This is a genomic window from Candidatus Saccharibacteria bacterium oral taxon 488 (genome assembly GCA_010202645.1).
Taxonomy (GTDB): domain Bacteria; phylum Patescibacteriota; class Saccharimonadia; order Saccharimonadales; family Saccharimonadaceae; genus Nanosynbacter.
Window position 1 is genome coordinate 44,768 of record CP047920.1, and the last position, 22,048, is coordinate 66,815.

The following is a 22,048-nucleotide window of genomic DNA, read 5'->3' on the forward strand; positions in this document are numbered from 1 at the left end:
GAGTTTAAACTATGGCAAAAAAAGTATTTTACGATGATGATGCGCGTGCTCGCGTGTTGGGTGGTGCCGAGGCGCTGTATAACGCAGTTAAGGTAACCTACGGACCAAAGGGCCGCAATGTGGTGATTGCCAAGGGGTTTGGCGGACCAACGGTGACGCACGACGGCGTGACGGTAGCGGAAGGCATTGAGCTGGGTGAGCAAGACGACGAGACGCTGGGCTACAAGGTTGGTGCTGATTTGATCAAGCAGGCAGCCAAGAACTTGAACAAGCAGGCTGGTGACGGCACCACGACCGTAACAGTGCTCACCTATTCGATTTTGAAGGAAGCCAACCGGTTGATCGCAGCGGGCCACAACCCAATGGAGCTGCGCAAGGGTATCGAGCAGGCTGGCGCAGAAATTGTCAAAGAGCTAAATAAATTAGCTGAGCCAATTGAGGGCAAGTCTGAGCGCGTGGCCGAGGTGGCAACTATCTCGGCGGGTGACGCGGAAATTGGCAAATTGATCGCTGGTGTCATCGAGAAAGTTGGCAAAGACGGTGTGGTGACAGTCGAAGCTGGCCAAGGTTTGGAGTTGGAGGCAGAGGTCGTTGAAGGCTTTAGCTTGGATAAGGGCTGGGTCAGTCCATTCTTCGTCACCGACACTGGTCGGCAAGAGGCGGTTTACGAAAAGCCAGCGATTTTGATCACCGATAAGAAAATTTCTAGCGTGCAGGAGTTCCTACCAATGCTGGAGAAATTGGCACAAAGTGGGAAAAAGGACGTGGTGTTGATCGCTGATGAGGTTGAAGGTGAAGCGCTGAGTATTTTGGTGCTGAACAAGCTGAAAGGTGTGTTTAACACCGTGGCTGTTAAGGCGCCAAGCTTTGGCGACCGCCGCAAGGAGATTTTGCGCGACATCGCGGTATTGACCGGCGCAACAGTGATTTCTGAAGATCATGGGTTGACGTTTGAGAATGCTGGCCTGGAGGTCTTGGGTTCAGCGCGCAAGGTGATTGTCGGTAAAGACGAAACCACCATCGTTGAGGGTGCGGGCAAGCCATCAGCCGTGAAGGAGCAGATCGCTCAGATCAAGGCACTGTCCGACAATGCCTCCAGCGAATACGAAAAGGAACAATTTGACAAGCGGGCAGCCGCCCTGTCTGGCAAGGTGGCGGTCATCAAAGTCGGCGGTGCGACCGAGACAGAAATTGACGAAAAGAAGTTCCGCGTGGACGACGCTGTGGCGGCTACCAAGGCAGCCTTGGCTGAGGGAATCGTCGCTGGTGGTGGCGTAACCTTGGTGAACTTGGCTGGCGGTCTGAAGGTGACTGGTGCAGACAGCATCGCGGCTGGCCGGCAGATTCTAAAGGACGCCTTGAAGCAGCCATTCCTGCAGATTATGCGTAATGCCGGCTTGAATGCCGACGCGCTACTGGCGCAAGTCGAAGCGGGCAAGGCTGGATTTGGCGTTAATGTTATGAAGCCTGCGAATGAATTGGTGGATGTTAAAAAAGCTGGCGTTATCGACCCGGCGCGCGTCACCAAGGAAGCGGTGCAGAACGCAGTATCCATCGCCTCAACTGCAGCAACCATGGGCGCACTGGTCGTCGACGTGCCAGAGCCAGAAGCTCCAGCTGCACCTGGCGGCATGCCAGGTATGGGGATGATGTAAGGCTCTACATACATCGTTAAGAATGGAATTCCTCGCTGGAAACGGCGGGGAGTTTTAACGTGTGAATGAGGGTGTCTTCATCTCTAGTTATCGGTAGCTCCAAACAGCGCCTGTACGGCTTTTTCGCCCAGCTGGTAATTCCGCACAAATGCCCATAGCTGGTTGCCGTAGTCGAAGTGCCACCATTCGTGAGGATTGACCGTAAACCCATAGGCGGTCAGCAGATTATACAGAAAGCGACGATTTCGCTGAGTGGTTATATCCTCGTCCGCCAGTGGCGTTGCTTGCTCAAAATAATCAGGATTATTGCGCGGCCCGGTGTCACCGTCTACATGACCCATGTCAATAAAGCTGTCTGCTACAAAGTCTGGTGTCCAGGGGCTCGGCTTGGCGCGCAGGCGGATGTCAATCGCTCCGCCCGTTGCGTGTGGCGACGGGTTGTTGGCAGTCGAAGGTTTGGCTATGATCTCGTCGCGCCGTTTATAGATATCATCTTCCTGGAGGTCAGAGTTATGGCGTCGAATGCTATTTGGTATGAGTTGGTGATATAGTGATGATTGCATGTCAGTGGAGCGTAGCCCCTCCTCAACATATACCTCCACGGCACTACCAAAAAATTTGGTAACTTCGGGGCTTTGGAGAAAGGTGTTAATGTCCGCCAGTTTTCTTGCAACTGACTCTCGGATATAGATCGATTTGTTGACGCTAGGAACACGTGCGCCGGTCGTGGCGTTGCGCCGAGAATAATAAGATTGGCCGGCAATACCATGGCTGGCTAGGTCAACCAACGGTTCTTGACGCAGTTCATGAAGTAAGCCACTGCTCGCTGCAAATGGAATATCGCGATAGCCGATACGCATTTTGGCGTCGCGTAGTTCGGTCATGTCTGGAATAGCCGTTTCGGCGTACTGTTGTATACGGCGCTGGTTCTCGATACGGGTCTCGGCCTTGACTAAAAGATTGACATAATAAGTGTATACTTTGACAATTTCATCAATGACTTGCTCGGGTTGCTGGATAGAACCACCTGTGAGGCGCTCGGTTTTTTGTGGGCCAAATGCAACGACATCCGTGTTGTTTTCGAGCAGAAAGGTATCGAGTCCCGCTAGTTCTTGATACGGTATCCAAGTATCGTACGAGACGATTGCTATCTTGCCGCCCTCATCGAGCAGAGGAAAGGCAGCCCTAAAGGTTTCTTGGGTATTGGCACGACGCGGCTTACTGCCATCGGACATGGTACGGTTGCTGTCAATTGGAGCCGACAATACACTGAGACTGATAATTTGCGTGCCGTGTGGCGTCGATATTCTCGCCCACCCCTGATGTACTTTTGTCAAGTCATTACTTTCGTATGGAGTTGGTAGAGTACTTTCTTCCCAAGAAATGTCCCCCAAAAGGGATGCTGCAGCGCCAAGACATAGTTCAAATTCAGTCGCGTCGCTTTTAAAACCCTGTGCTTCGGCTCGCTTGCGCTCTGCTTCAGTGGTTGGACGGTCACAGGTGGTGAGGATAATTTCTGAGGTGTTGATTTTACCTTCTTGTATTGCCGCGAGGGCACCGAGTAGGCGGATCCCATTAGTGGCACCAGCTCCACCTGGTACAATTATTGCAGATACATCACCGATAGGTTGCATGTCACGGGGCAGCGCAACATCAAGCTGTCTACCACTATGTTCTAGTTTGTCACCAAGCTCTTCATGGAGAAAGCCCAGGTTGAGAGCTGTATTGCGAATGGCTGTATGATCAGTGGAAGTTTTAGCAATATCTGAAAAATCTTTGACGCCACCACCGCGCAGCCCGAGCATGTCACGAACAAAGGGGGCGTCGTAACTTGGCATGTCATACAGGCCTGATAATTGGTCTGGGGATTGCTGGTTGAGGAGGTCATGGAGTGTTTCTTCATAGAGCTGGAGTTTTGCCGCAGCGACATCCCGCATAGTTTCTGGACTGACACTTGATGTTTCAGAAATAGGACAATACCTGTCGCTACGCTCCGATGTAACTAAAGACATGTATGAATTGTACAATAAAACTAATAAATTAGCAAATTATACATAAATAGCAGGTCTCAGCTCTGCGACAAGAAATCAATTTCCTTGATAATATCAAGCAGCGCTTGTGCTTTGCGGGTTTCGTCGGGGATAGCAACGGCAGCTTCATGCGCCGGGCCGATCAGCGAGGTGTCGTCAGTCGAGCGCAGTAACAGGAGGTAGGTGTCGAATTTTTCCTCGGGCGAGACGTTGAGCTTGCCAACCAGTGGCCGAAGCTCGCTGAGGGCATTTTGCTTGATATCATCAAGCGACATATCGGTCGGCGTGGCATATGGCCGACTAGTGCTGTCGGTGGTTGGCCGCGGTGCTGGCGTGACCAATCCGGGCGTGGTGTTGGTTTGTGGCTTGGTCGGGCGGCTAGTTGTGTCAGCGTCCTGGGCGCCGGTTTCTTCAAATCGTAGATTATCATCATTGCCACCAGAGACGCCCGCTAACACGCTAGCTAGATCTTGATCGCTGTTGACTTGTCCGCTGTCTTGAATTGTCATACCCCACCTCTTTTCACATTACGATTATGCTTGCTTTCTATGCTATACTGTAACACAGGAAAAGGAGGAATTTCAAGATGCTTGACGATAAAAATCTTTTAGCGCAGCGCGATCCGGGTAGTACACGAACGAGTGCGGTGGCGGTAACGATGCAGACGGACTTTGCGGCCGAGGTGGAGTCACCGGCGAGTCCCGGTGAGGTGGCTAATGTGGTGCTGGCGGGTATGGGCGGCTCAGCGCTGGCGGCGGATATGGTCAAGGTGCTGACGGCGGATCGGGTCACGGTGCCACTTGAAGTGACGAAGGGTTATCAGTTGCCGAATTTTGTGAATGAAAAAACACTAGTTATTGCTATCAGCCACTCGGGAAACACCGAGGAGACGATGAGTTGCTATCAGCAGGCTCGTCAGCGCGGCTGTCAGTTGGCGGTGATGGCGACGGGCGGAAAATTGTTTGCGGCGGCCGAGGCAGATAATCTGCCGCGGGTGCGCGTTCCGTCGGGCGGTCAGCCGCGGATGTCAACGATTTATCATTTGCGTGGGTTGCTAAAGCTGCTCAGTCAGTTTGAGGTGATTGACGATAGTCTGTACCAAGCAGTGGCAGCTAGTGGTACGTGGCTGAAGGACCAGCTGAGCCAGTGGGCTGAGGAGGTGCCAACGGCGGATAATTATGCCAAGCAACTGGCGCTCAAGCTCGTTGGTTCGACCCAAGTGTTTTATGCGGGCGAGCTGACATGGCCGCTGGCGTATAAGTGGAAGATTAGCTTTAACGAGTCAGCGAAAAACGTGGCGTTTTGGAATCAATATCCGGAGTTCAGCCACAATGAGTTCATCGGCTGGTCATCACATCCGGTCGATAAGCCGTATAAGGTCGTGGATTTTCGGAGCAGTCTTGAGCGTCCGCGAATTCGGGAGCGGATGGAGCTGACCGATCGGTTGCTATCGGGTATGCGCCCGAAGGCCGAAGTAGTCGAGCTACAGGGCGAGACGCTGCTTGAGCAGCTGCTGTGGGGTCTGGCGCTTGGTGAGATTGTCAGTATTTATGCGGGCATTCTCAACGGGGTTAATCCAGAGCCAGTGGCATTGGTGGAGCAGTTAAAGAAAGAATTGTCGTAAGTCAGTTTGATCTAGAACATGAAAAGCGGCGCCCGGGGAGCGGGGCGTTGCTTTTATTTTAGAGCCCATTGAAGGTCGTGGCGGATTTGTGTGAATCAGTGGCGCAAGCTCTCGATTGGGTCTTTACCGGCAGCGCGGCTGGCTGGATAGATGCCAAAGAGCATACCGATGATCAGTGCTCCGCCGATGGTCAGGGCGGCTGCTTGCCATTCGAGAACCGGGGTGAATGGTAGGTACATACCGAGGAGGAATGACGCGCCGAGGCCGATAACGTAGCCGAGAATACCGCCAAACAGGCCGATGATGGCTGATTCAATGAGGAATTGGGCGACGATAGTGCGGTTGGTGGCGCCAACGGCTTTACGGATACCGACTTCGCGCTGGCGTTCGGCAACCGAAACCAGCATGATGTTAGTGATGCCGATGCCGCCGACCAGTAGCGAGATGCCGGCGATAACCGCCATGGCTGTCGAGAGCGCGTTCACCAGGTGTGAATTCGGTGCGGTGATGGCTTGGCCGACCAAGGTGTGGTAGTCGGTATCGCCCTGATGTTGCTGGGCGAGGACTTTTTTGGCTGCATCAATTTTGGTTTGCAGCGCCGTACCATTGTCGGCGGTGATGAGGATTTGCTGGATCTGGGCGGTGTTTTGGGTGAACTTTTTGCTGACGGCCAGCGGCAGGATAATGGAGCGATTAAAATCAACACCGAGGTAACTAGGCGCAGTTTCTGGCTCGTCGAGAACGCCGACGACAGTGAGCGTTTCGCCGCGAAGCTTGAGGACGCTGCCGAGGGATTTTTCAGTACCGAATAGGTCAATTGACAGCTGCTTGCCGATCACGACGCCGTTGGCCTCGTCGATGAATTGTCCCTCGCGCAACTTGAGGCCGGCGAGTTTGGCCAGTTCGCCTGAGCTACCGATAACGGTGGTGCGCTCTAGTTTAGTCTTGCCGTCCGGTGTTGATATATTTGTGCGAAACGTTGCCAGTGGTGCGGCGCTGTTGTTGGTCGCCTTGGCAATTTCTCGGGCGTCCTGCTCGGTCAGTGTATTCACCATCTGGGCGGCGTGTCCGGAGCTGAGTGACAGTAACGAATCCGGCCGCGCCTCGCTGCCAGACCGGATTAGTGCGGTGGTGTCAGAGATTTTGGCGGACTGATCACCAAACAGGCGGCTCGTGCCGGTCAGTAATGACAGGATAATGGTAATGCTGGCGATGCCGACCATGATGCCAAAAATCGACAGATAGGTGCGGACTTTATTTGACTTGAGCGACTCGACCGCGTTCTCGAAGTGATTATTGAGGAGCATTTTCATGACTTTTTCGTAGCTTTCCGTTCTTTTTTGACTGGTTTCTTCGTTGATTTGGCGGCATCGGTTTTTGCGTCGTCGGCTTTATCGGATTTAGGGGCGGGTTTCTTGTCGGTCGATGGAGCAGCGGTTTTTGCGGCATCAGAATCTGCTGATTTTTTACCATGATCGCTGTCGGCTTTAACAGTCTTTGTGGTTGCTTTGGCCGAGGTGGCGCCAAGCGGTCGCTTTGGCGGGAGGTCATCCGGGGACTTCACTGGGCTAGCAGGTTTGTCGGGAGTAGTCGCTATGGCCGGCTGTTCAGCCATTTGCTTCTCGGGAGTGGTCTTTGTTGGCTCGGTTGGCTTGGCTTTTTCCTCCGACTCATCGTTTGCGTCTTTGGCGGTTGCTGTATGTGATGGAGTTGATTTAGCTGGAGTTGCTGGTTGGTCATCACCGCCCAGCTTTTGCTTAAAGATCTTCTTGATATGGTGCGTATCAGTATCAATGCGCCCATCGAGCATAGAAATCACCCGGCTGGCATAGGACAGCAGCTCTGGATTGTGCGTCACCATGATAATCGTGTTGCCTCGTCGATGAATATCGGACAGCTCCTCCATGATGATGTGGCTGGACTTGGAGTCGAGGTTACCGGTCGGCTCGTCGGCCAGGATGATTGATGGACTATTGACTAGTGCTCGGGCGATCGCTACACGCTGAACTTGACCACCGGATAATTGATGCGGCAGATAATACTCGCGCTCGCCCAGATGGAAGTTGCGTAAAATCCGGCTGGCTTCTTGGAGGCGCTTGGTTTTGCTGATGCCTTTATAAGTAAGCGGCAGGGCAACATTATCAATCACCGTCAGGCGTGGAATAAGATTGAAATGTTGAAAAATAAAGCCAATATCGCGAGAGCGAATTGTGGCGTGGTGGGTCGCCGTCAGATCCTCGACCGGTTTGTTGTCGAGGTAATATTCACCCTCTGAGGGGTGGTCGAGCAGCCCGAGGATGTTGAGCAGAGTAGTCTTGCCACAACCGGACGGGCCGACGATGGCGATAAACTCGCCCTTTTTGACCTCGAGATTGACATTGTCCAGCGCCACCTGCTCGGCGTCACCAAAGCCAAATCGTTTCGTTACATTAGTAAGTTTAATTCGCGTTGAAGGATCGTTCATCATTGCTTTTTATTATAGACAAAAAGCCGCTCCGGTTGCAACCGCTAGCGGACTTTCTGTTATAATATGCATCATGGAAGGATGCAGGAGTGGTTGAACTGGCACGCCTGGAAAGTGTGTAGGCTCTTCACGGGGCCTCCGGGGTTCGAATCCCCGTCCTTCCGCCAGAGTGATACTTATTCCTCGGCGCCATCGATAGAATGAAAGTTATGATCCTACCAAAACTCGTTCAATTCCACAATGAAGCAAACGTTGGCGTCTTTTTGCGTGGGATTCATTCGATTGGGAATGGATGGTGGTATGCCCAAGGGCAGTCGGGAATTGACGACTGCTACTGGAACTACGCTTACCGCGTTGATGGGAGGGCGCCTTCGAAGGGGGACATGGCGCAGATATCCACCTACTGTAGGCAGTACGGATATCCTTTCAACATCTGGACTACGGATTCGCTTAACGACATGTCCTTTTCTCTGGAATCTCGTGAAGCATGGATGGTCTTGGCCGATAACACTGCGCTAACAGACGATTCGACCACCGATTCTTCGGGAGCTTCCACCACGATCGTGGATCGGCCCGATAAGGATATGTTGATGGTCTTCGAGGCCGCGTATGGCACTTCCGAGGAGGAGGGCGAGGGGATTGGCTATTCTGGGCTCCCCTTTGCATATGTGCGGTCGTATGCACAACAGGAGCCCAAGCATCCGTTGATTCATGCCGTACATAGCAAGGTTACGGTAGACGGTCGGTGTGTCGCAGTCGGCTCGGCCCTGATTGGGCCAGATGTTGGGGCGATCTACTCGGTAGGAACAGCCCCTGATTCCAGAAGAAAAGGCTACGGCTCTCTTGCTACAAAAGCAATAGTGCGTGAGGTAAACGCGCGGTTTAAGCACGACAATCCTACAATTCTGCTGCAGACTGAAGCGGACTCGCCAGTGGAGGAGATGTACTCGTCTCTAGGGTTTGAAAGAGTGACTTGTGGAAATTTGTACGGTGGTCAATGATGAATGAATACGATTCTCGGTTAATGGAGCGTGCATTGGGTGCGGCTCGTAGCGCGATGCAGAATGGCGAGAACTCCATTGGCTGTGTCTTGGCGGTTGACGGGAAAGTGGTTGCTATTGGGGAGACCTGTGTTGCTCGCGGAGGTCCTGCATGTCACGGAGAGAATTCAATGATTGAATGTCTTGGACATCGAATTTGGAGTGTGGCTTCAAACGCTGTGTTGTATTCAACTCTTGAGCCTTGCTTGATGTGCATTGGAGCCTGTATCAACGCCAGAATTGCTAAGATGTACTATGGTATGGATGCAGTTGACGGTGGAGTTTATGCTCTCAATTTGCCAACTGCGCCCGGCCATATCGCTGCACGGATTGGAAATCGTACAAAGAAATCGGCGTGGAGCTACCATTTGTCGGCATACGCAATGAAGTGGCCGGCTCAGCACAACCGACGTTCGATGCCGCTACTAGCAGCGATGCTAAATGCATCCTTCGCTATGCTCCCGGTGACCAACCACTAAGCGCCACTTCTAACAGAGAAGCCTTTTGCTTCCTGCCGCGAAGCGGAGATTTTGTGTATGATTTTATGGATACTGCTCATGCAAGACGTCGATATTAGCTGGTGATCACCGGACGATATCCTCGCCGATATGCCCGAGGGGTGACTACTAACGGTTGCCTCCGTGGTTCGTTGGCAGAGAATAATCAGTTAGTGAGCTGTTTTCATTGTAAAATTCACAAATCCTCTTGTCGCGCCACATCTAGTGCTTTATCATAGTATATATACACTAAATGTGTAGAGGGTACTAAACAAAAAGCAAATAGACGAGAGGTGTCAGTCGCCACTGTAGAGAGGTCGGCGGTAGTTTTGCTGAGCATCAAGGAGGGAAATAGGTGCAACAAATTAACGTCGTCAAACGCGATGGGACGAAAGAGCCGTTTGATGCAAATAAAATTAATGCGGCGATTTTGAAGGCCTGCGACGGGCTGCCGGATCAGGTTTCAAAGGTGGTGCAGGTAGCGACCGAGTTGCAGCTGACGCTATTTGATGGGATTACGACTGAGCAGCTAGACGAGGCAGTGATTCAGACGACACTGCAAAATGTCAAGGATGATCCAGATTATGATAAGATCGCGGCTCGGCTTCTACTGAAGAATATTTACAAAAATACACTAGGTGATTACGAGACAGCAGCTGAGTTAAAGAGATTGCACGCGCGGGAGTTCCCGAAGTTTGTTAGAGCAGCGGTTAAGGACGGTCTGCTTGATGAGCGGATGGGTGATGGTCGGTTTGACCTAAAGAAGCTTGGCGAAGCACTTGATCCTGCTAAAGATGACCTCAGTAAATATCTCGGCGTGATTACCAACCGTAACCGCTACGCTCTACGTAAGCACGGCAGTGAGCCAATTGAACCGCCGCAGTTTACCCACATGCGTATCGCTATGGGGCTGAGCTACAACGAAGAAGATCCTACAGCCGCAGCAATTTCGTTCTATCATCATATGAGCAATCTGGAGTATGTGCCAGGCGGCTCGACTCGGGTTAATGCTGGCTGCGCCTTCCCGCAGCTTAGTAACTGTTTCTTGTTGGAAGTACAGGATGACATGGAGTCAATCGCTAAATCGATTCGCGACACTATGTGGATTGCCAAAGGTACGGGCGGCATTGGTATTAGCTTTACCAAGCTACGAGCGTCGGGCAGTCCAGTCAAGACAACCAACACAACGAGCACCGGGCCGATCCCGTTTATAAAGATGATCGATACGGCGCTATTTGCTGTGTCACGCAAGGGTAAAAAGATGGGCGCGGCGGCGGTGTATATGGAAAATTGGCACATTGATTTCAAGGAGTTCATCGACCTGCGTTCCAACTCCGGCGATCCATATATGCGAACGCGTTTTGCTAACACTGCGGTGTTCATCTCTGATGAGTTTATGAAGCGAGTGCAGAAAGACCAAGATTGGTATCTGTTTGATCCAGCAGAAACGTCGGATCTGCCCGAGCTATATGGTGAGGAGTTCTCAGCTCGCTACAAAGAGTATGTCAAGCTGGCGGAGGCTGGTAAGCTGCGCGTCTTTGACAAAGTACCAGCCCGTCAGCAGTTCAAGCAAATCCTGACCAGCCTGCAGGCCACCAGTCACCCATGGCTGACGTGGAAAGACACCATTAACGTCCGCGCCCTGAACAACAATACCGGTACGATTCACCTGTCTAATCTCTGCACGGAAATTACCCTGCCGCAGGATGAGAAAAATATCGCTACCTGCAACCTCATCAGTATCAATCTGTCGGCGTTCTTGCGCGAGGATAAGACATGGGACTGGGAACGGCTGCAAGAGGCGGCACGGGCAGCAACGCGCCAGCTCGATAATCTGGTGGACATTACCCAGACACCAATTCCAGAGGCGATGCACTCAAATCAGCAGACGCGGGCAATCGGTATCGGCGTTATGGGCTTTACCGATGTGCTGGAAAAGCTCGGCTACTGCTATGAGTCGAATGACGCGTATGAGTTAATTGATCAATTGACGGAATTCATCAGCTACCACGCCATCGACCAGTCGGCGGATCTAGCAGCCAAGCTGGGCAGTTATCCGACATATAACGGTAGCGGCTGGAGCAAGGGGCTGCTGCCAGTTGATACATTGGATGCATTGTCTGATGATCGCAAGCTAAAGGTAAAGATTGATCGCAAAACGCGCCTGGACTGGGATAGTTTGCGCAAAAAAGTGAAAAAAGGTATGCGTAATGCGACGCTGATGGCTATCGCCCCGACCGCTAACATCGGTCACGTGGCGGGTACGACGCCGGGTATTGATCCGCAGTTTGCGCAGATTTTCAGCCGCTCGACCTTAAATGGTAAGTTTTTGGAAGTGAATCATAATCTGGTTCGTGACTTGAAAGAGCTGAATTTGTGGGATCGTCTGAAGGATGAAATATTTGCCGCGCAGGGTGATATTCAGCACATTGACGGCATTCCGCAAAAACTGCGTGATGTCTACAAGACTAGCTTCCAGCTTAGCCCCTACGCCTTTATCGAGGTGGCAGCGCGGGCGCAAAAGTGGGTTGACCAGGCGATTAGCCGCAATATGTATCTTGAAACTCGCGATATTGATGAATATGTGGAGATTTATTCTGAGGCGTGGCGCCGTGGTTTGAAAACCACCTACTATCTGCACGTCAAGCCGCGCCATCAGTCAGAGCAGACCACGGTATCGGTAGAAAAATTAGCAGAACAGAAGATTCGAACTGGTGCTAAAACGCGCGGGTTTGGGTTTGCCAAGGTTAATAAATAAAAGGAGGGAAATATTAATGGGTATTTTAGGTTCAGGACTACGCGACGGTTTATCACTGCATCCAATCCGCTATCCGTGGGCGTATGATTTATACAACCAAGCGGTGGCGAACACGTGGTTTCCTAACGAGGTGCAGCTGGTACAGGATTTGGCAGATTTTGAAAAACTCAGTGACGAGGAAAAGCACGCGCTCAAAACGGTAATTAGCTACCTTAACCCAAACGAGCTACTAATCAACAAGTCGCTGGCCTTTGGTATTTATCCATACGTTAACGCCGCTGAAGCACAGCTGTATCTGTCAAAGCAGATGTGGGAAGAGGCCAACCACTTCATGACCTTTGAGTACATCATCGAGACGTTTCCGTTTGATCGCGAGGAAATTTACGCGGCGGGCTTTGGCAAGAAGTCGCTGGCCGACAAGGCAGATTTCCAGAACAAGCACCTGGATGTGATGCTTGATCCAAACTTGGACATTTACTCTCTGGAGGGCAAGAAAGATTTTGTCCGCTCGCTGGTGGCGTATAATATTGTGCTGGAGGGCATTTGGTTCTATTCGGGCTTTATGGTTGGTATGAGCTTCCGCCAGCGTAACTTGCTGCGCAATGTCGGTACACTGCTGGACTGGATCACCAAGGATGAGAACTTACACCTGACCTTTGGTATTAATTTGCTGCTGACTATCTTGGACGAAAATCCAGAACTGCAAACTCAGGAATTTGCTGAAGAGATTCGCGGGCTTATCCTGCAGGCGGTTGAGCTGGAGAAAGAGTACAACAAGGACATGCTGCCAAAGGGCATCTTGGGCCTAAACGCTGATTATGTCAATCAATATGTCATGCACATGACTGACCGTCGCTTGGTCGAGCTTGGATTTGAGCCGGAGTACAACGTAGCCAACCCAGCCAAATGGATGGCTACGGCAAATGACACGCTGGAATTGGTGAATTTCTTTGAGAGCACTAATACCAGTTACGAGGTGAATACGACGAAATAGGATTGATGGGGGTGTCACGATGAACAAATTAGCAACAGAGATTTTAGACACGGTAGAGGTGGGTGCGCTGGCAACGGTCAATCGTGATCGTACGCCACTGGTGACGGCGCTGCATTTTGCGCGGCTGGATGATATGCTCGTTTGGGTGTCAGACCCAATGTCGCGTCACGCGCACAACGCCTTTCGTACGGGCAAAGCGGAATTTGTCGTTTGGGATGAGCAGAAAAATGCAGTATTCTTGACGACAACTGTCCGGGAAATCGTTGATGAAGCGGAGTTGGCGGCTGCTCAGAAGGCATATGCCAAGAAGCTGGGGGGCTTTATGCCGCAAGTCGATACGCCGCGGTTTTATGCCATGCCGATTGGCCAACTTGATGAAAAAACCACAACGGAAAATTGGCTGCATTTTATTGCATAAGCGCTAGCACTAGCGTACAATAACCATAAGGTTATACTAAATATAGGGGAACATAGGAATGAATGCAGGTAAAATTATTACTGACGACATGTCTTTAGAGGAAAAGCTGAGTGCTATTGATGCGGCAATGCAGGCGGCTCAGGCGGTAGCCGATGAGCAGGCGAAAATGAGTGGTGGCATCGCTGCACCCATTGACCCGGCGAGTCTGACGATATGTGACGGTTGTGAATAAAACAACAAAGGTGTCAGTTTGACACCTTTGTTGATAGGTCGGAGAAGTGATGATAAAAAAATACATCTTTGTTACTGGTGGTGTGTTATCTGGTGTCGGTAAGGGCATCACGGCGGCGAGTATCGGTGCAGTATTACAAGCTAAAGGCATCGTCGTGTCGGCTCAGAAGTGCGATCCGTATCTGAATGTTGATGCCGGACTGCTGAATCCAAAAGAGCACGGTGAGTGCTTTGTGACCAAAGATGGCGCTGAGACTGATTTAGATTTGGGGCATTACGAGCGGTTTTTGGATTTGGAACTGACGCGGAAAAACACCACGCTGTCGGGTCGGCTGCTGCGTGATCTTATCGCTGATGAACGAGCCGGCAAATTTGGCGGCCAGACGGTACAGATGGTGCCTCATTTGACTAATTCCATCAAGGCGGCTATCCGCGAGGCGGCCGAAGGTGACGTTCACATCGTGGAAATTGGCGGCACCGTCGGCGATTACGAAGGTCTGAGTTTTATCGAGGCGATCCGCGGTTTTGCGTTGGATGTGGGGCGGGAAAATTGCCTGTTCGTGCACGTGGTGTATGTGCCATTTTTGGAGGCATCGCACGAGTATAAGACCAAGCCAGCTCAGAATGCACTGGCGGATCTTCGTGGTTTTGGCATTATGCCGGACGTGGTGGCGGTGCGGACTGAGGGTCACGACAAGCCGCCGCGCAGTATCGGCGAAAAAATTGCTATTTCGTCTGGTGTGCGCCGTGAGGGAATTATTATGATGCCAAATGTCGATACGGTATATGAAGTGCCATTGACGGTGCACCGTGATTTGGGCAAGCTGCTTGGCGAGTTTACCGACAACGCCACTGAGCCAAATTTACAGCGATGGAAACGTCTAGCTCAGCGCGATACTACTGAATATGCCAAGCGGGTGACCGTCGGCTTGGTGGCTAAATACATTGATAATTCTGATACCTACTTGTCAGTGACCGAGGCGCTAAAGTCTGCCGCTTGGGCGAACAAAAGCGAGATTTCTATCAAGTGGATTAACGCCGAGACGGCTGGTGAGGCTGATTTTGCCAGCGTTGACGCCATCGTGGTGCCGGGTGGTTTTGGTACGCGCGGCGTGGAGGGGAAAATCAAGGCGGCTGAATATTGTATAAAAAACAACAAGCCGTATTTAGGAATTTGTCTTGGCCTGCAGGCGGCGGTTATTGCGGCGGCGCGTTTGGGCGGCGTAGCGAATGCTAACAGTGAAGAGTTTGGCGCTGAGACTGGCGCGAATGTGGTGTACATCATGGATGGCCAGCAGGGCAAGCAGTCGACCGGCGGTACGATGCGCCTCGGCGATTATCCGGCGGTGCTGAAATCTGGTTCGCTTGCGGCTAAAATGTATGGTAAAACAGAGGTAATTGAGCGGCACCGCCACCGCTACGAAGTGAATCAAGATTTTGTTCAAGCGATCGAGCGGGGCGGCCTCGTGATTTCTGGCACGTCGCCGAACGGTCAGCTGGTGGAATTTATTGAAGCGCCGCATCATCGGTATTTCGTGGCTACGCAAGCTCACCCTGAATTTAAGTCGCGCCCATTCCGACCGCATCCGCTATTTGACGGGCTGATTCGAGCTGCCTTGACAAAGTAAAAAACTTATGCTAACATACAGCCAGATAGTACCTAAAATAAAAAGGAATAAAAATGGCTGAAGAAACAATTGAAATGCAGGATCCGCTTGATAAGACGACGCTGAGTCATGACGATGCCTCGGCGCTTGGGTATGTTTTGCGTCACGTCAAGGGCTCGAGTCCGAGTTCGGTGACGCTGCTGCAGCTGGAAGAAATGGGTCAGGAGTAAAACTGCTTGTTGTCTGCTATACTGGAAGGTATGGAACAGATTATTTCTCAGGCGGTGAAGCAACTTTTTGATCAAGATGTATCGGTGCAATTGACGCGCCCTGACCCGAAGTTTGGCGACTTTGCGACTAATGCGGCGCTGCAGCTGGCGAAACCCTTGGGTAAGAATCCGCGCGAGATTGCCGAGGCGATTGCTGAGGAGCTGCGTGGTCGTGAGGAATTTAGTGATGTCAGTGTGGCTGGGCCGGGCTTTATCAATGTGACGTTAAGTGACCAAGCGGTGCTTGAGTCACTGAAAGTGCGGCCGGCGACCAATCGTTCAGGAAAGACAGTGGTCATTGAGACCAATTGTCCAAATCCATTTAAGGCCATGCATATTGGCCACGCGTTGAATGCGATTTTGGCGGACACCATGGCGAATTTGCTGGCGGTAGATGGTGCGTCAGTACACCGAGTGAGTTACCATGGCGATGTCGGCACGCATGTCGGCAAGAGCATGTGGGCGATTCTTCGCGAAATTGACGGCGATGTCAGCAAGCTAGACGCTATTCCGGCTGATAAGCGCAACGAATTTATGAGCCGTATGTACGTTGAGGGAGCGCGGGCAGCCAAAGAGTCACCAGAGGCACGGGCGGAAATTGATGAGTTAGCCAAGCAATCGTTTGTGCTGGACGATCCGCTGTATAAGCAGGTGTATGAGATTTGTAAGGCCTGGAGTTTTGATGAAATTGACGCCAATGTGGCGCGGCTCGGCAATATTCCAATTGAGCGGCGCTACGTCGAGAGCGAGACTGAAGTGCCGGGCAAGGCCTTGATCAAAGAAAAAACCCCAGAAGTCTTTACTAAATCAGATGGTGCGTACATCTTCAAAGGTAGCCAATACGGTGCGTTTGATAATGTGTTCATCGGTTCGCACGGCAATGGGTTATACGGCGCGCACGACATGGGGCTAATTCAGCTGAAGCGCCAAGATTATCCAAACCTAGACCTATCGATTACGGTCAACGGCGAAGAGCAGGCGGCGTATTTCCGCGGGGTGATTGCCGCCAGCGAATTGGCGATTCCAGAGCTGAAAGGTAAATTGTTTAATTATGCGACTGGCCTAGTCAAATTAACCACCGGCAAGATGAGTTCGCGCACCGGCGAGGTGATTACTATCGATTGGTTGTTCAACGAATTCAAAAAAGCCATCAAGCAAGCTGGCGGCGAGCCGACCGACGAAGTGGTGGCGGGCGCACTGCGCTATCAATTTTTGAAAGTGAAAATCGGTAGCGACGTAGTGTTTGACATTAATGACGCGGTCAGTTTGACGGGTAACACTGGTAGCTACTTACAATACGCGCACGCTCGGGCGCGGGGTATTTTGGCAAAATCTGAGCAAGCAGTTGCTTTCCCGACGGAATTGTTCGACGAAGATTGGCTGCTAGTTAGGAAATTGAGCGAATACGCTGAGGCAGTTAACCGTGCTACCGAAAGTTTGGAGCCGCATCATATTTGCACCTACCTGTTTGAACTGGCGCAGGAGTTCAACCGCTATTACGAGAAAAATCGAGTTGTCGGCAGCGATAAAGAAGCGCACCGCGTCGGTCTGGTGGCGGTGTATGCTGATATCTTGAAGGCGGGACTCACCATTCTTGGTATCGTCGCCCCTGATAAATTGTAAAATATTAGTAAATATTGTATGATACATCAGAGATGGAAGAGTATCTTTCTGCTAATTTGATGACGCCTAAACGGCAATTAGTTAAGGCTGAGCCAGGACTACGACGTGAACTTTTATTAGACTCGCAGCGCAGCTGAAGTTGATTCGTGCGGTGTATGAACAGTCTCCGCAGACGTATGATGCTGCAACGAAGGCGGCAGTTAATATAGCACAGGTGGTGCGACAAACGGTGGATTTTGCTCCGACTTCGGCTGATTCACCGCTACTCAATGCAGTCAAAGTTGCCAGTCGTGAGGCTACAAACTGTTTTGGCCATGCCATTATTGCGTCAGAGTGTCTGGAGCAGCTCGGCATTGAGCATTGCATCAGCTACGCGAATCAGCATGCCATGGTGACACTATTTGATCGGGGCAGTGAGCGAGCTTTTTTGCTCGATGTGGCGACGGAGGAGCTATGTTGTGATATGACCGGCGTGCTTGGCAGCGGTGCGCCCAACCCGCTTGACCAGCTAGCGATGGGTGAGTTGCGGGCGGTGCATTTTTTTCAGAGGAACTCTTGAAACGACTACCACCGTCGATTGATAGGCAAAAGTTTATGAGCTCAAGGCCATGGCTGTCGTTCGATGCTATTGATGCGGTACAATCTCATGAACATAAGCCCCGAAATCGGATATTACAATTCTTAACATTACCCTCAGTACCGAGGCGTATGTTGCTGATTCAGCAGTACAATGCCGTCCGACGAGCGGGGTCGGGCAAGATCGAAGCAGCGAGCAAAGGGCTATCAGAATTATCAGGGGTATATCTTGATGTTGATTCGCGAAATGGCCTGAAGGAAGTTGATGGGTTGTGTCGTCGGCTAATATTGGCAGGAAAATATGACGAAGCAATTGATTTAGCGACTATGGTGGACGAGAGCTTGGTTCCAGACGATAAATCGAAAAATAAGTTATTTTTGCCAGATATCATACGAAAAATTGCCAAACAGACAGGAAACAAGGAGCTTGCCTGGCGGGCTATTAAACTATACGGGGAGAATCCACCAAATAGCCTGCGCAACGGTAAGCTTGCTGCAGCCAGAAAACTTTTAGATAATTTGTAAAGTTTTATGCTACAATCAAGATGTTACTTAACGTAAAGGAGTTTTTATGGCAGAGAAGAAAGTAGCCAAGAAGGCGACTACCAAACAGACGACTACTAAGAAATCGATTGTGAAAAAACCAAGCGTGGCAGCGCTGAAAGAAAAGGCAGCGGCGGTCAAGGGCCATGGCGGCGGTTTTATGACCTTTATCCGTGAGCAAGGCGTGGTTGGCCTGGCTGTCGGTCTGGCGATCGGTACTGCGGCTGGTGATACGGTGAAGAAATTGGTGACGGCGTTCATCGACCCGCTGGTGCAGCTGATTGTCGGCTCGCAGGAAGGTCTGCAAGCGGCATCATTCTCTGTTGAAATTGCCAGTCGTAAGGGTGAGTTTCTGTACGGTGCATTCGTTAGCTCGCTGATCACTTTGTTAGCGGTGGCGTTTGTGGTGTATGCAATTATTCACTTTTTGAAGCTGGATAAATTAGACAAGAAAAAAGACTAATTGGGCCTTAAAAACAGATCCGCCGGACAGATACGGCGGATTTTTTATGTAAAACGATTTATGCTGGAACAAGATGCGTACCGTACTCAGGGCTAGGAAATCAGCGTGCCGACTGATTCGCCGTTGGCAGCTCGGGCAATATTGCCGTCGGTGAGTAAGTCGCAGATAATAACCGGGATGTGTTCATCCATAGCCAGACCGATGGCGGCTTTGTCCATGACGGCGATATCGGGGTTAGTGAGGGCGTCCTGGTATGATAGCTGATCAAGTTTAACAGCGTCTGGAAATCTCACCGGATCCTTATCATATACGCCGTCGACTTTCGTTGTTTTGATCACAATGTCGCACTGCATCTCTAGGGCGAGGTTGAGAGCGGCGGTATCGGTAGTCAGGAAGGGCCGGCCAGTGCCGCAGGCAACGATGACGATACGGCCCTTTTTGATATGACTAAGAGCACGGCGGAAGGTGTATTGGTCGATGAATTGATTAATTTCTACAGTGGACAGGGCGCGGGTTGGCAAGCCAGCGTCGTTGAAGACATCAGCCAGGGCGATGGCGTTCATCAGGGTAGAGAGCATGCCGATATTATGGGCCGAGACAGGTTGAATGCCGTGGCCGATGATTTGGTTGCCGCGGACGTAATTGCCGCCGCCAACCATGATGACGATTTCGGCACCGCTATTCAAGGCTGGTTTGATTTGTTCGGCGATCCAACGAGCCCGCTTAGGGTCGAAGCCGCTGGCGAACTCGCCCTGGAGCTGCTCGCCGGATAATTTGAGAAGGATACGTTTAGTCATGGTTTTAGTGTAGCACGCTGCAAGGAAGTGGTAAAATAGAAACATGAGAGCCAGCTTTAAGCCAAAGAAGATTTTATGGATGGATTTGGAGATGACCGGGCTAGATCCGGTGCGCGATGAGATTTTGGAGGTGGCAGCGATCGTCACGGATTGGGATTTTACGGAGATTGCGACGTATGAGGGAGTTGTACAACACGACCCAGAGAAACTGAGGAAATTACTGGATCGAAATGCCAGCTTTTGGAATGAACATCTGGAGGCGCGCCGCGGTTTGGAGGAACAAAATGTGTCGGGCAAGCCGCTGGCCGAGGTGGAGCGTGAGCTACTTACGTTTTGCGATGAATATTTTGCGGACGAGCCGCGGATTTTACTAGGCGGCAATTCAATTCACCAGGATCGGCGGTTTATTGACGGGTGGTGGCCTACGTTGTCAAAAAGGCTACACTATCGGATGTTGGACGTTAGTGCTTGGAAGGTGGTGTTTGAGGGTAAATACGGCAAGAAATTTGCCAAACCAGAGGACCATCGGGCGCTGGAGGACATCCGCGGCAGTATTATGGAATTGCAATATTATCTGAAGAAGGTGAAGAGCTAGGTTGGTCCGTTAGCACATTTACAACCACTAAATTTTTGACAAAATTATACTTTTCTGATGCTATTTCGACAAAAGGAGTTGACCAAAATGCGTGCAGTAAGTTCTGAGTTACAGCAATATATGACCGGGCTAACGAATGAGATTTCGCGCGGTCATTTTGATGAGGCTGTATACCTTGGCGAAAAAGCATTGATGATGGAGGAGCTGCGCGGCCCCGGTAATGAATCACTGCTCGGAGAGGTATATCGCAATATGGCCGCCGCGAGCGATCGCTTGGGTCAAACTGACGCGGCGCTCAACTATATTGATCAGGCATATGATATTCACGATACAGCGGTCAATGAGAATTCTGGAGTTGAGACGCTACGCGAGCGGTCGGCCACGGCATCGTATGTTGGTGTGTTTGCTTTAAAGGCGTATCTGTTAGCGGAGGGTCGGGCTGAAGCGTTGGCAGATAAGGCGCGACTCATGACGCGGCAAGCTGAACTGGACATGGCAAAAGTAAATCAGCTCTCTGAAGAGGAGAACGCTGACCAGTACGAGATAAATATGGCATCCCGCTGGGGTATGATTGAAAGTCTAGTGGGTGACAAGCAGCGAGGCTTGGCGCTGGCGGGCCGGGCAATCCGGTTGGCTTGGCAGTCAGAGCGGGATCAGCAAAAGGGCTTGACTGGGCGAGATGTCCTCAGGGCGCGAACACGAGCGGCGCTTCGCGGTATGGCAGCTGTGGCGGTGAATGCCGCAAGTCGATTTGGCGCGACGCGGGGAATTGCTGAGAAAATTGCTCTTAAGACATTGTGATTGTATAATTAGGTTATGACCCATAAACAATTTGAAGAGTTTATCCTCAGTTTACCTGGCGTGTGGCTGGATTATCCGTTTGGCGAGGATGTTGCGGTGTATAAATTTGGTCGGGACAATAACGGCGCAGGGAAAATGGTAGCATTAGTGGCGGAAGGCTCAAAGCCACTCAGGGTCAGTCTGAAGTGCGATCCATTGCTGGCTGAGAATCTCCGCGAGAAGTACGAGACGGTGCTACCAGGCTATCATCTAAATAAGAAACACTGGAATACGATTATCTGCTCGGGGCAGCTGAGCGACGAAGAAGTTTTTGATTTGGCGCGGTTGAGCTATCGGCTAGTGGCTGAGTAAGCAGGACGGCGGGGTTAATCGCTGAGAAAAGTGGTGTCGATCCACCCCTAGCTGGTGGCAGGGTGAGTAAATTCATGACTTGTCCGAATCACCGGTGATCGCCATGAGCTGTTTGCGCACGTTGGTGAGGTCGGAAATGGTTTTCTCAAGAAAGTCAATTGTGCTTTTGCTGCGCGAGCCCTCCTTGATGCGATTCATCATCAAGAGTGTGTCGGCCAGCTCGGTATTCATGGTGTAGGCATAGGTGTTGTCGAGGTCAGCGTTGAGATAGGCCTCCTCAAATTTTTCCTCGAGTTTTGTTGGTGGGTCGAGCGCGGTGATGTTTTTGAGGTCTTTTTTGACGTCGATGTTCTGGGCGGCGGCCGGTGTTTCGATGGACTTATTGGCAGTGGTGAGTACGGCTGTGAGCGAGCTATTGGCGTCTTGGAGTTGGCTGGATTTGAGGCGAGAAGTAAATTTCTCGGAGACGGTTTGGAGTTTTTGTAAGCGGGCGACGAGATTGGTCAATGAGGGGCCGCGGGAGGCGTTCTGGGCAGCGTTGATGATAAAGACCAGGCCGAGCAGCCCAATGATGCCGAGAATGAGCAAGATAATCTTTGACTTTTTATCAAAGCCCTGCGGTGCTGGCGGTGCGGAAATTTGATTGAGATAATCGATACCGGTTGGCACGTCATAGTCATTGTGTAGCTGCATACACCCATTAAAGCATAAA

The 22,048-nt window shown here is 51.3% G+C and carries 23 protein-coding genes and 1 tRNA gene; 18 read left to right on the forward strand and 6 right to left on the reverse strand.

Features of this window, described 5'->3' with window-relative positions; translation table 11 throughout:
• Positions 1 to 11 precede the first annotated feature (11 nt).
• Positions 12 to 1,655 (forward strand): chaperonin GroEL, encoded by a 1,644-nt coding sequence (gene groL / locus GWK77_00235; protein ID QHU92618.1) that lies wholly within the window; start codon positions 12 to 14, stop codon positions 1,653 to 1,655.
• Positions 1,656 to 1,738: 83 nt separating this feature from the next.
• Here groL and GWK77_00240 read toward each other — a convergent pair whose 3' ends face one another.
• Positions 1,739 to 3,667, reverse strand: a complete 1,929-nt coding sequence (locus GWK77_00240) for a hypothetical protein (GenBank protein ID QHU92619.1) — start codon at positions 3,665 to 3,667, stop codon at positions 1,739 to 1,741.
• Positions 3,668 to 3,723: 56 nt separating this feature from the next.
• Positions 3,724 to 4,194 carry a hypothetical protein gene (locus GWK77_00245; protein ID QHU92620.1) on the reverse strand — a complete coding sequence of 157 codons (471 nt, stop codon included), beginning with the start codon at positions 4,192 to 4,194 and terminating at the stop codon, positions 3,724 to 3,726.
• Between the two features lie 77 nt (positions 4,195 to 4,271).
• Here GWK77_00245 and GWK77_00250 point away from each other — a divergent pair, with 77 nt between their 5' ends.
• Complete coding sequence (locus GWK77_00250) at positions 4,272 to 5,309, forward strand: hypothetical protein (GenBank protein QHU92621.1); 1,038 nt, start codon at positions 4,272 to 4,274, stop codon at positions 5,307 to 5,309.
• 95 nt (positions 5,310 to 5,404) lie between these two features.
• Here the strand turns inward: GWK77_00250 and GWK77_00255 are convergent, their stop codons facing one another.
• Together GWK77_00255 and GWK77_00260 are read right to left on the reverse strand one after the other, a co-directional pair.
• Entirely contained in the window at positions 5,405 to 6,622 is a 1,218-nt protein-coding gene (locus tag GWK77_00255) for an FtsX-like permease family protein (GenBank protein ID QHU92622.1), read from the reverse strand.
• Complete coding sequence (locus tag GWK77_00260; protein ID QHU93407.1) at positions 6,619 to 7,773, reverse strand: ATP-binding cassette domain-containing protein; 1,155 nt, start codon at positions 7,771 to 7,773, stop codon at positions 6,619 to 6,621. Before GWK77_00260 ends, GWK77_00255 begins: the two co-directional genes overlap by 4 nt.
• Positions 7,774 to 7,848: 75 nt before the next feature.
• Here GWK77_00260 and GWK77_00265 point away from each other — a divergent pair.
• From GWK77_00265 to GWK77_00325, 13 genes are all read left to right on the forward strand, one after another.
• Positions 7,849 to 7,940: transfer RNA gene (locus GWK77_00265), tRNA-Ser, on the forward strand.
• Positions 7,941 to 8,231: 291 nt separating this feature from the next.
• Positions 8,232 to 8,774: a GNAT family N-acetyltransferase gene (locus tag GWK77_00270; protein QHU92623.1), complete on the forward strand. Its 543-nt coding sequence runs from the start codon at positions 8,232 to 8,234 to the stop codon at positions 8,772 to 8,774.
• Positions 8,774 to 9,292, forward strand: a complete 519-nt coding sequence (locus GWK77_00275; protein ID QHU92624.1) for a hypothetical protein — start codon at positions 8,774 to 8,776, stop codon at positions 9,290 to 9,292. Before GWK77_00270 ends, GWK77_00275 begins: the two co-directional genes overlap by 1 nt.
• Before the next feature lie 373 nt (positions 9,293 to 9,665).
• A complete protein-coding gene (locus tag GWK77_00280) occupies positions 9,666 to 12,068 on the forward strand; it encodes a ribonucleoside-diphosphate reductase subunit alpha (GenBank protein ID QHU92625.1) in 2,403 nt (800 codons plus the stop codon).
• A gap of 16 nt (positions 12,069 to 12,084) precedes the next feature.
• The gene (locus GWK77_00285) at positions 12,085 to 13,062 is read left to right on the forward strand and encodes a ribonucleotide-diphosphate reductase subunit beta (GenBank protein ID QHU92626.1); all 978 of its coding nucleotides are present in this window, start codon (positions 12,085 to 12,087) and stop codon (positions 13,060 to 13,062) included.
• Between the two features lie 19 nt (positions 13,063 to 13,081).
• On the forward strand, positions 13,082 to 13,480 hold the full coding sequence (locus GWK77_00290) for a hypothetical protein (GenBank protein QHU92627.1): 399 nt from the start codon (positions 13,082 to 13,084) through the stop codon (positions 13,478 to 13,480).
• 58 nt (positions 13,481 to 13,538) lie between these two features.
• Positions 13,539 to 13,712, forward strand: a complete 174-nt coding sequence (locus GWK77_00295) for a hypothetical protein (protein ID QHU92628.1) — start codon at positions 13,539 to 13,541, stop codon at positions 13,710 to 13,712.
• 49 nt (positions 13,713 to 13,761) lie between these two features.
• The gene (locus GWK77_00300) at positions 13,762 to 15,339 is read left to right on the forward strand and encodes a CTP synthase (protein QHU92629.1); all 1,578 of its coding nucleotides are present in this window, start codon (positions 13,762 to 13,764) and stop codon (positions 15,337 to 15,339) included.
• A 53-nt stretch (positions 15,340 to 15,392) separates the two neighbouring features.
• Entirely contained in the window at positions 15,393 to 15,548 is a 156-nt protein-coding gene (locus GWK77_00305; GenBank protein QHU92630.1) for a hypothetical protein, read from the forward strand.
• A gap of 30 nt (positions 15,549 to 15,578) precedes the next feature.
• Complete coding sequence (argS, locus tag GWK77_00310) at positions 15,579 to 17,210, forward strand: arginine--tRNA ligase (GenBank protein QHU92631.1); 1,632 nt, start codon at positions 15,579 to 15,581, stop codon at positions 17,208 to 17,210.
• Positions 17,211 to 17,361: 151 nt separating this feature from the next.
• Complete coding sequence (locus tag GWK77_00315; protein ID QHU92632.1) at positions 17,362 to 17,769, forward strand: hypothetical protein; 408 nt, start codon at positions 17,362 to 17,364, stop codon at positions 17,767 to 17,769.
• Between the two features lie 149 nt (positions 17,770 to 17,918).
• The gene (locus tag GWK77_00320; protein QHU92633.1) at positions 17,919 to 18,311 is read left to right on the forward strand and encodes a hypothetical protein; all 393 of its coding nucleotides are present in this window, start codon (positions 17,919 to 17,921) and stop codon (positions 18,309 to 18,311) included.
• Positions 18,312 to 18,357: 46 nt separating this feature from the next.
• A complete protein-coding gene (locus GWK77_00325) occupies positions 18,358 to 18,792 on the forward strand; it encodes a hypothetical protein (GenBank protein ID QHU92634.1) in 435 nt (144 codons plus the stop codon).
• A gap of 92 nt (positions 18,793 to 18,884) precedes the next feature.
• Here the strand turns inward: GWK77_00325 and pyrH are convergent, their stop codons facing one another.
• Entirely contained in the window at positions 18,885 to 19,589 is a 705-nt protein-coding gene (gene pyrH / locus GWK77_00330) for a UMP kinase (GenBank protein ID QHU92635.1), read from the reverse strand.
• Positions 19,590 to 19,632: 43 nt separating this feature from the next.
• Between pyrH and GWK77_00335 the strand changes: the two genes are divergently transcribed.
• From GWK77_00335 to GWK77_00345, 3 genes are read left to right on the forward strand one after another with little or no spacing between them, the layout of a single operon-like run.
• Positions 19,633 to 20,184, forward strand: coding sequence for an oligoribonuclease (locus GWK77_00335; protein ID QHU92636.1), 552 nt, complete (start codon positions 19,633 to 19,635; stop codon positions 20,182 to 20,184).
• A 57-nt stretch (positions 20,185 to 20,241) separates the two neighbouring features.
• A complete protein-coding gene (locus GWK77_00340) occupies positions 20,242 to 20,985 on the forward strand; it encodes a hypothetical protein (GenBank protein QHU92637.1) in 744 nt (247 codons plus the stop codon).
• A 15-nt stretch (positions 20,986 to 21,000) separates the two neighbouring features.
• Positions 21,001 to 21,336 (forward strand): MmcQ/YjbR family DNA-binding protein, encoded by a 336-nt coding sequence (locus tag GWK77_00345; protein ID QHU92638.1) that lies wholly within the window; start codon positions 21,001 to 21,003, stop codon positions 21,334 to 21,336.
• A 72-nt stretch (positions 21,337 to 21,408) separates the two neighbouring features.
• Here the strand turns inward: GWK77_00345 and GWK77_00350 are convergent, their stop codons facing one another.
• Complete coding sequence (locus GWK77_00350; GenBank protein QHU92639.1) at positions 21,409 to 22,029, reverse strand: hypothetical protein; 621 nt, start codon at positions 22,027 to 22,029, stop codon at positions 21,409 to 21,411.
• Positions 22,030 to 22,048 lie beyond the last annotated feature (19 nt).

Bases quoted from the DNA above. Each gene is read 5' to 3' on its own strand.
- groL (QHU92618.1), top strand. From the start codon at position 12: ATGGCAAAAAAAGTATTTTACGATGATGATGCGCGTGCTCGCGTGTTG.
- GWK77_00240 (QHU92619.1), bottom strand. From the start codon at position 3,667: ATGTCTTTAGTTACATCGGAGCGTAGCGACAGGTATTGTCCTATTTCT.
- GWK77_00245 (QHU92620.1), bottom strand. From the start codon at position 4,194: ATGACAATTCAAGACAGCGGACAAGTCAACAGCGATCAAGATCTAGCT.
- GWK77_00250 (QHU92621.1), top strand. From the start codon at position 4,272: ATGCTTGACGATAAAAATCTTTTAGCGCAGCGCGATCCGGGTAGTACA.
- GWK77_00255 (QHU92622.1), bottom strand. From the start codon at position 6,622: ATGAAAATGCTCCTCAATAATCACTTCGAGAACGCGGTCGAGTCGCTC.
- GWK77_00260 (QHU93407.1), bottom strand. From the start codon at position 7,773: ATGAACGATCCTTCAACGCGAATTAAACTTACTAATGTAACGAAACGA.
- GWK77_00270 (QHU92623.1), top strand. From the start codon at position 8,232: ATGTCCTTTTCTCTGGAATCTCGTGAAGCATGGATGGTCTTGGCCGAT.
- GWK77_00275 (QHU92624.1), top strand. From the start codon at position 8,774: ATGAATGAATACGATTCTCGGTTAATGGAGCGTGCATTGGGTGCGGCT.
- GWK77_00285 (QHU92626.1), top strand. From the start codon at position 12,085: ATGGGTATTTTAGGTTCAGGACTACGCGACGGTTTATCACTGCATCCA.
- GWK77_00290 (QHU92627.1), top strand. From the start codon at position 13,082: ATGAACAAATTAGCAACAGAGATTTTAGACACGGTAGAGGTGGGTGCG.
- GWK77_00295 (QHU92628.1), top strand. From the start codon at position 13,539: ATGAATGCAGGTAAAATTATTACTGACGACATGTCTTTAGAGGAAAAG.
- GWK77_00300 (QHU92629.1), top strand. From the start codon at position 13,762: ATGATAAAAAAATACATCTTTGTTACTGGTGGTGTGTTATCTGGTGTC.
- GWK77_00305 (QHU92630.1), top strand. From the start codon at position 15,393: ATGGCTGAAGAAACAATTGAAATGCAGGATCCGCTTGATAAGACGACG.
- argS (QHU92631.1), top strand. From the start codon at position 15,579: ATGGAACAGATTATTTCTCAGGCGGTGAAGCAACTTTTTGATCAAGAT.
- GWK77_00320 (QHU92633.1), top strand. From the start codon at position 17,919: ATGTTGCTGATTCAGCAGTACAATGCCGTCCGACGAGCGGGGTCGGGC.
- GWK77_00325 (QHU92634.1), top strand. From the start codon at position 18,358: ATGGCAGAGAAGAAAGTAGCCAAGAAGGCGACTACCAAACAGACGACT.
- pyrH (QHU92635.1), bottom strand. From the start codon at position 19,589: ATGACTAAACGTATCCTTCTCAAATTATCCGGCGAGCAGCTCCAGGGC.
- GWK77_00335 (QHU92636.1), top strand. From the start codon at position 19,633: ATGAGAGCCAGCTTTAAGCCAAAGAAGATTTTATGGATGGATTTGGAG.
- GWK77_00340 (QHU92637.1), top strand. From the start codon at position 20,242: ATGCTATTTCGACAAAAGGAGTTGACCAAAATGCGTGCAGTAAGTTCT.
- GWK77_00345 (QHU92638.1), top strand. From the start codon at position 21,001: ATGACCCATAAACAATTTGAAGAGTTTATCCTCAGTTTACCTGGCGTG.
- GWK77_00350 (QHU92639.1), bottom strand. From the start codon at position 22,029: ATGCAGCTACACAATGACTATGACGTGCCAACCGGTATCGATTATCTC.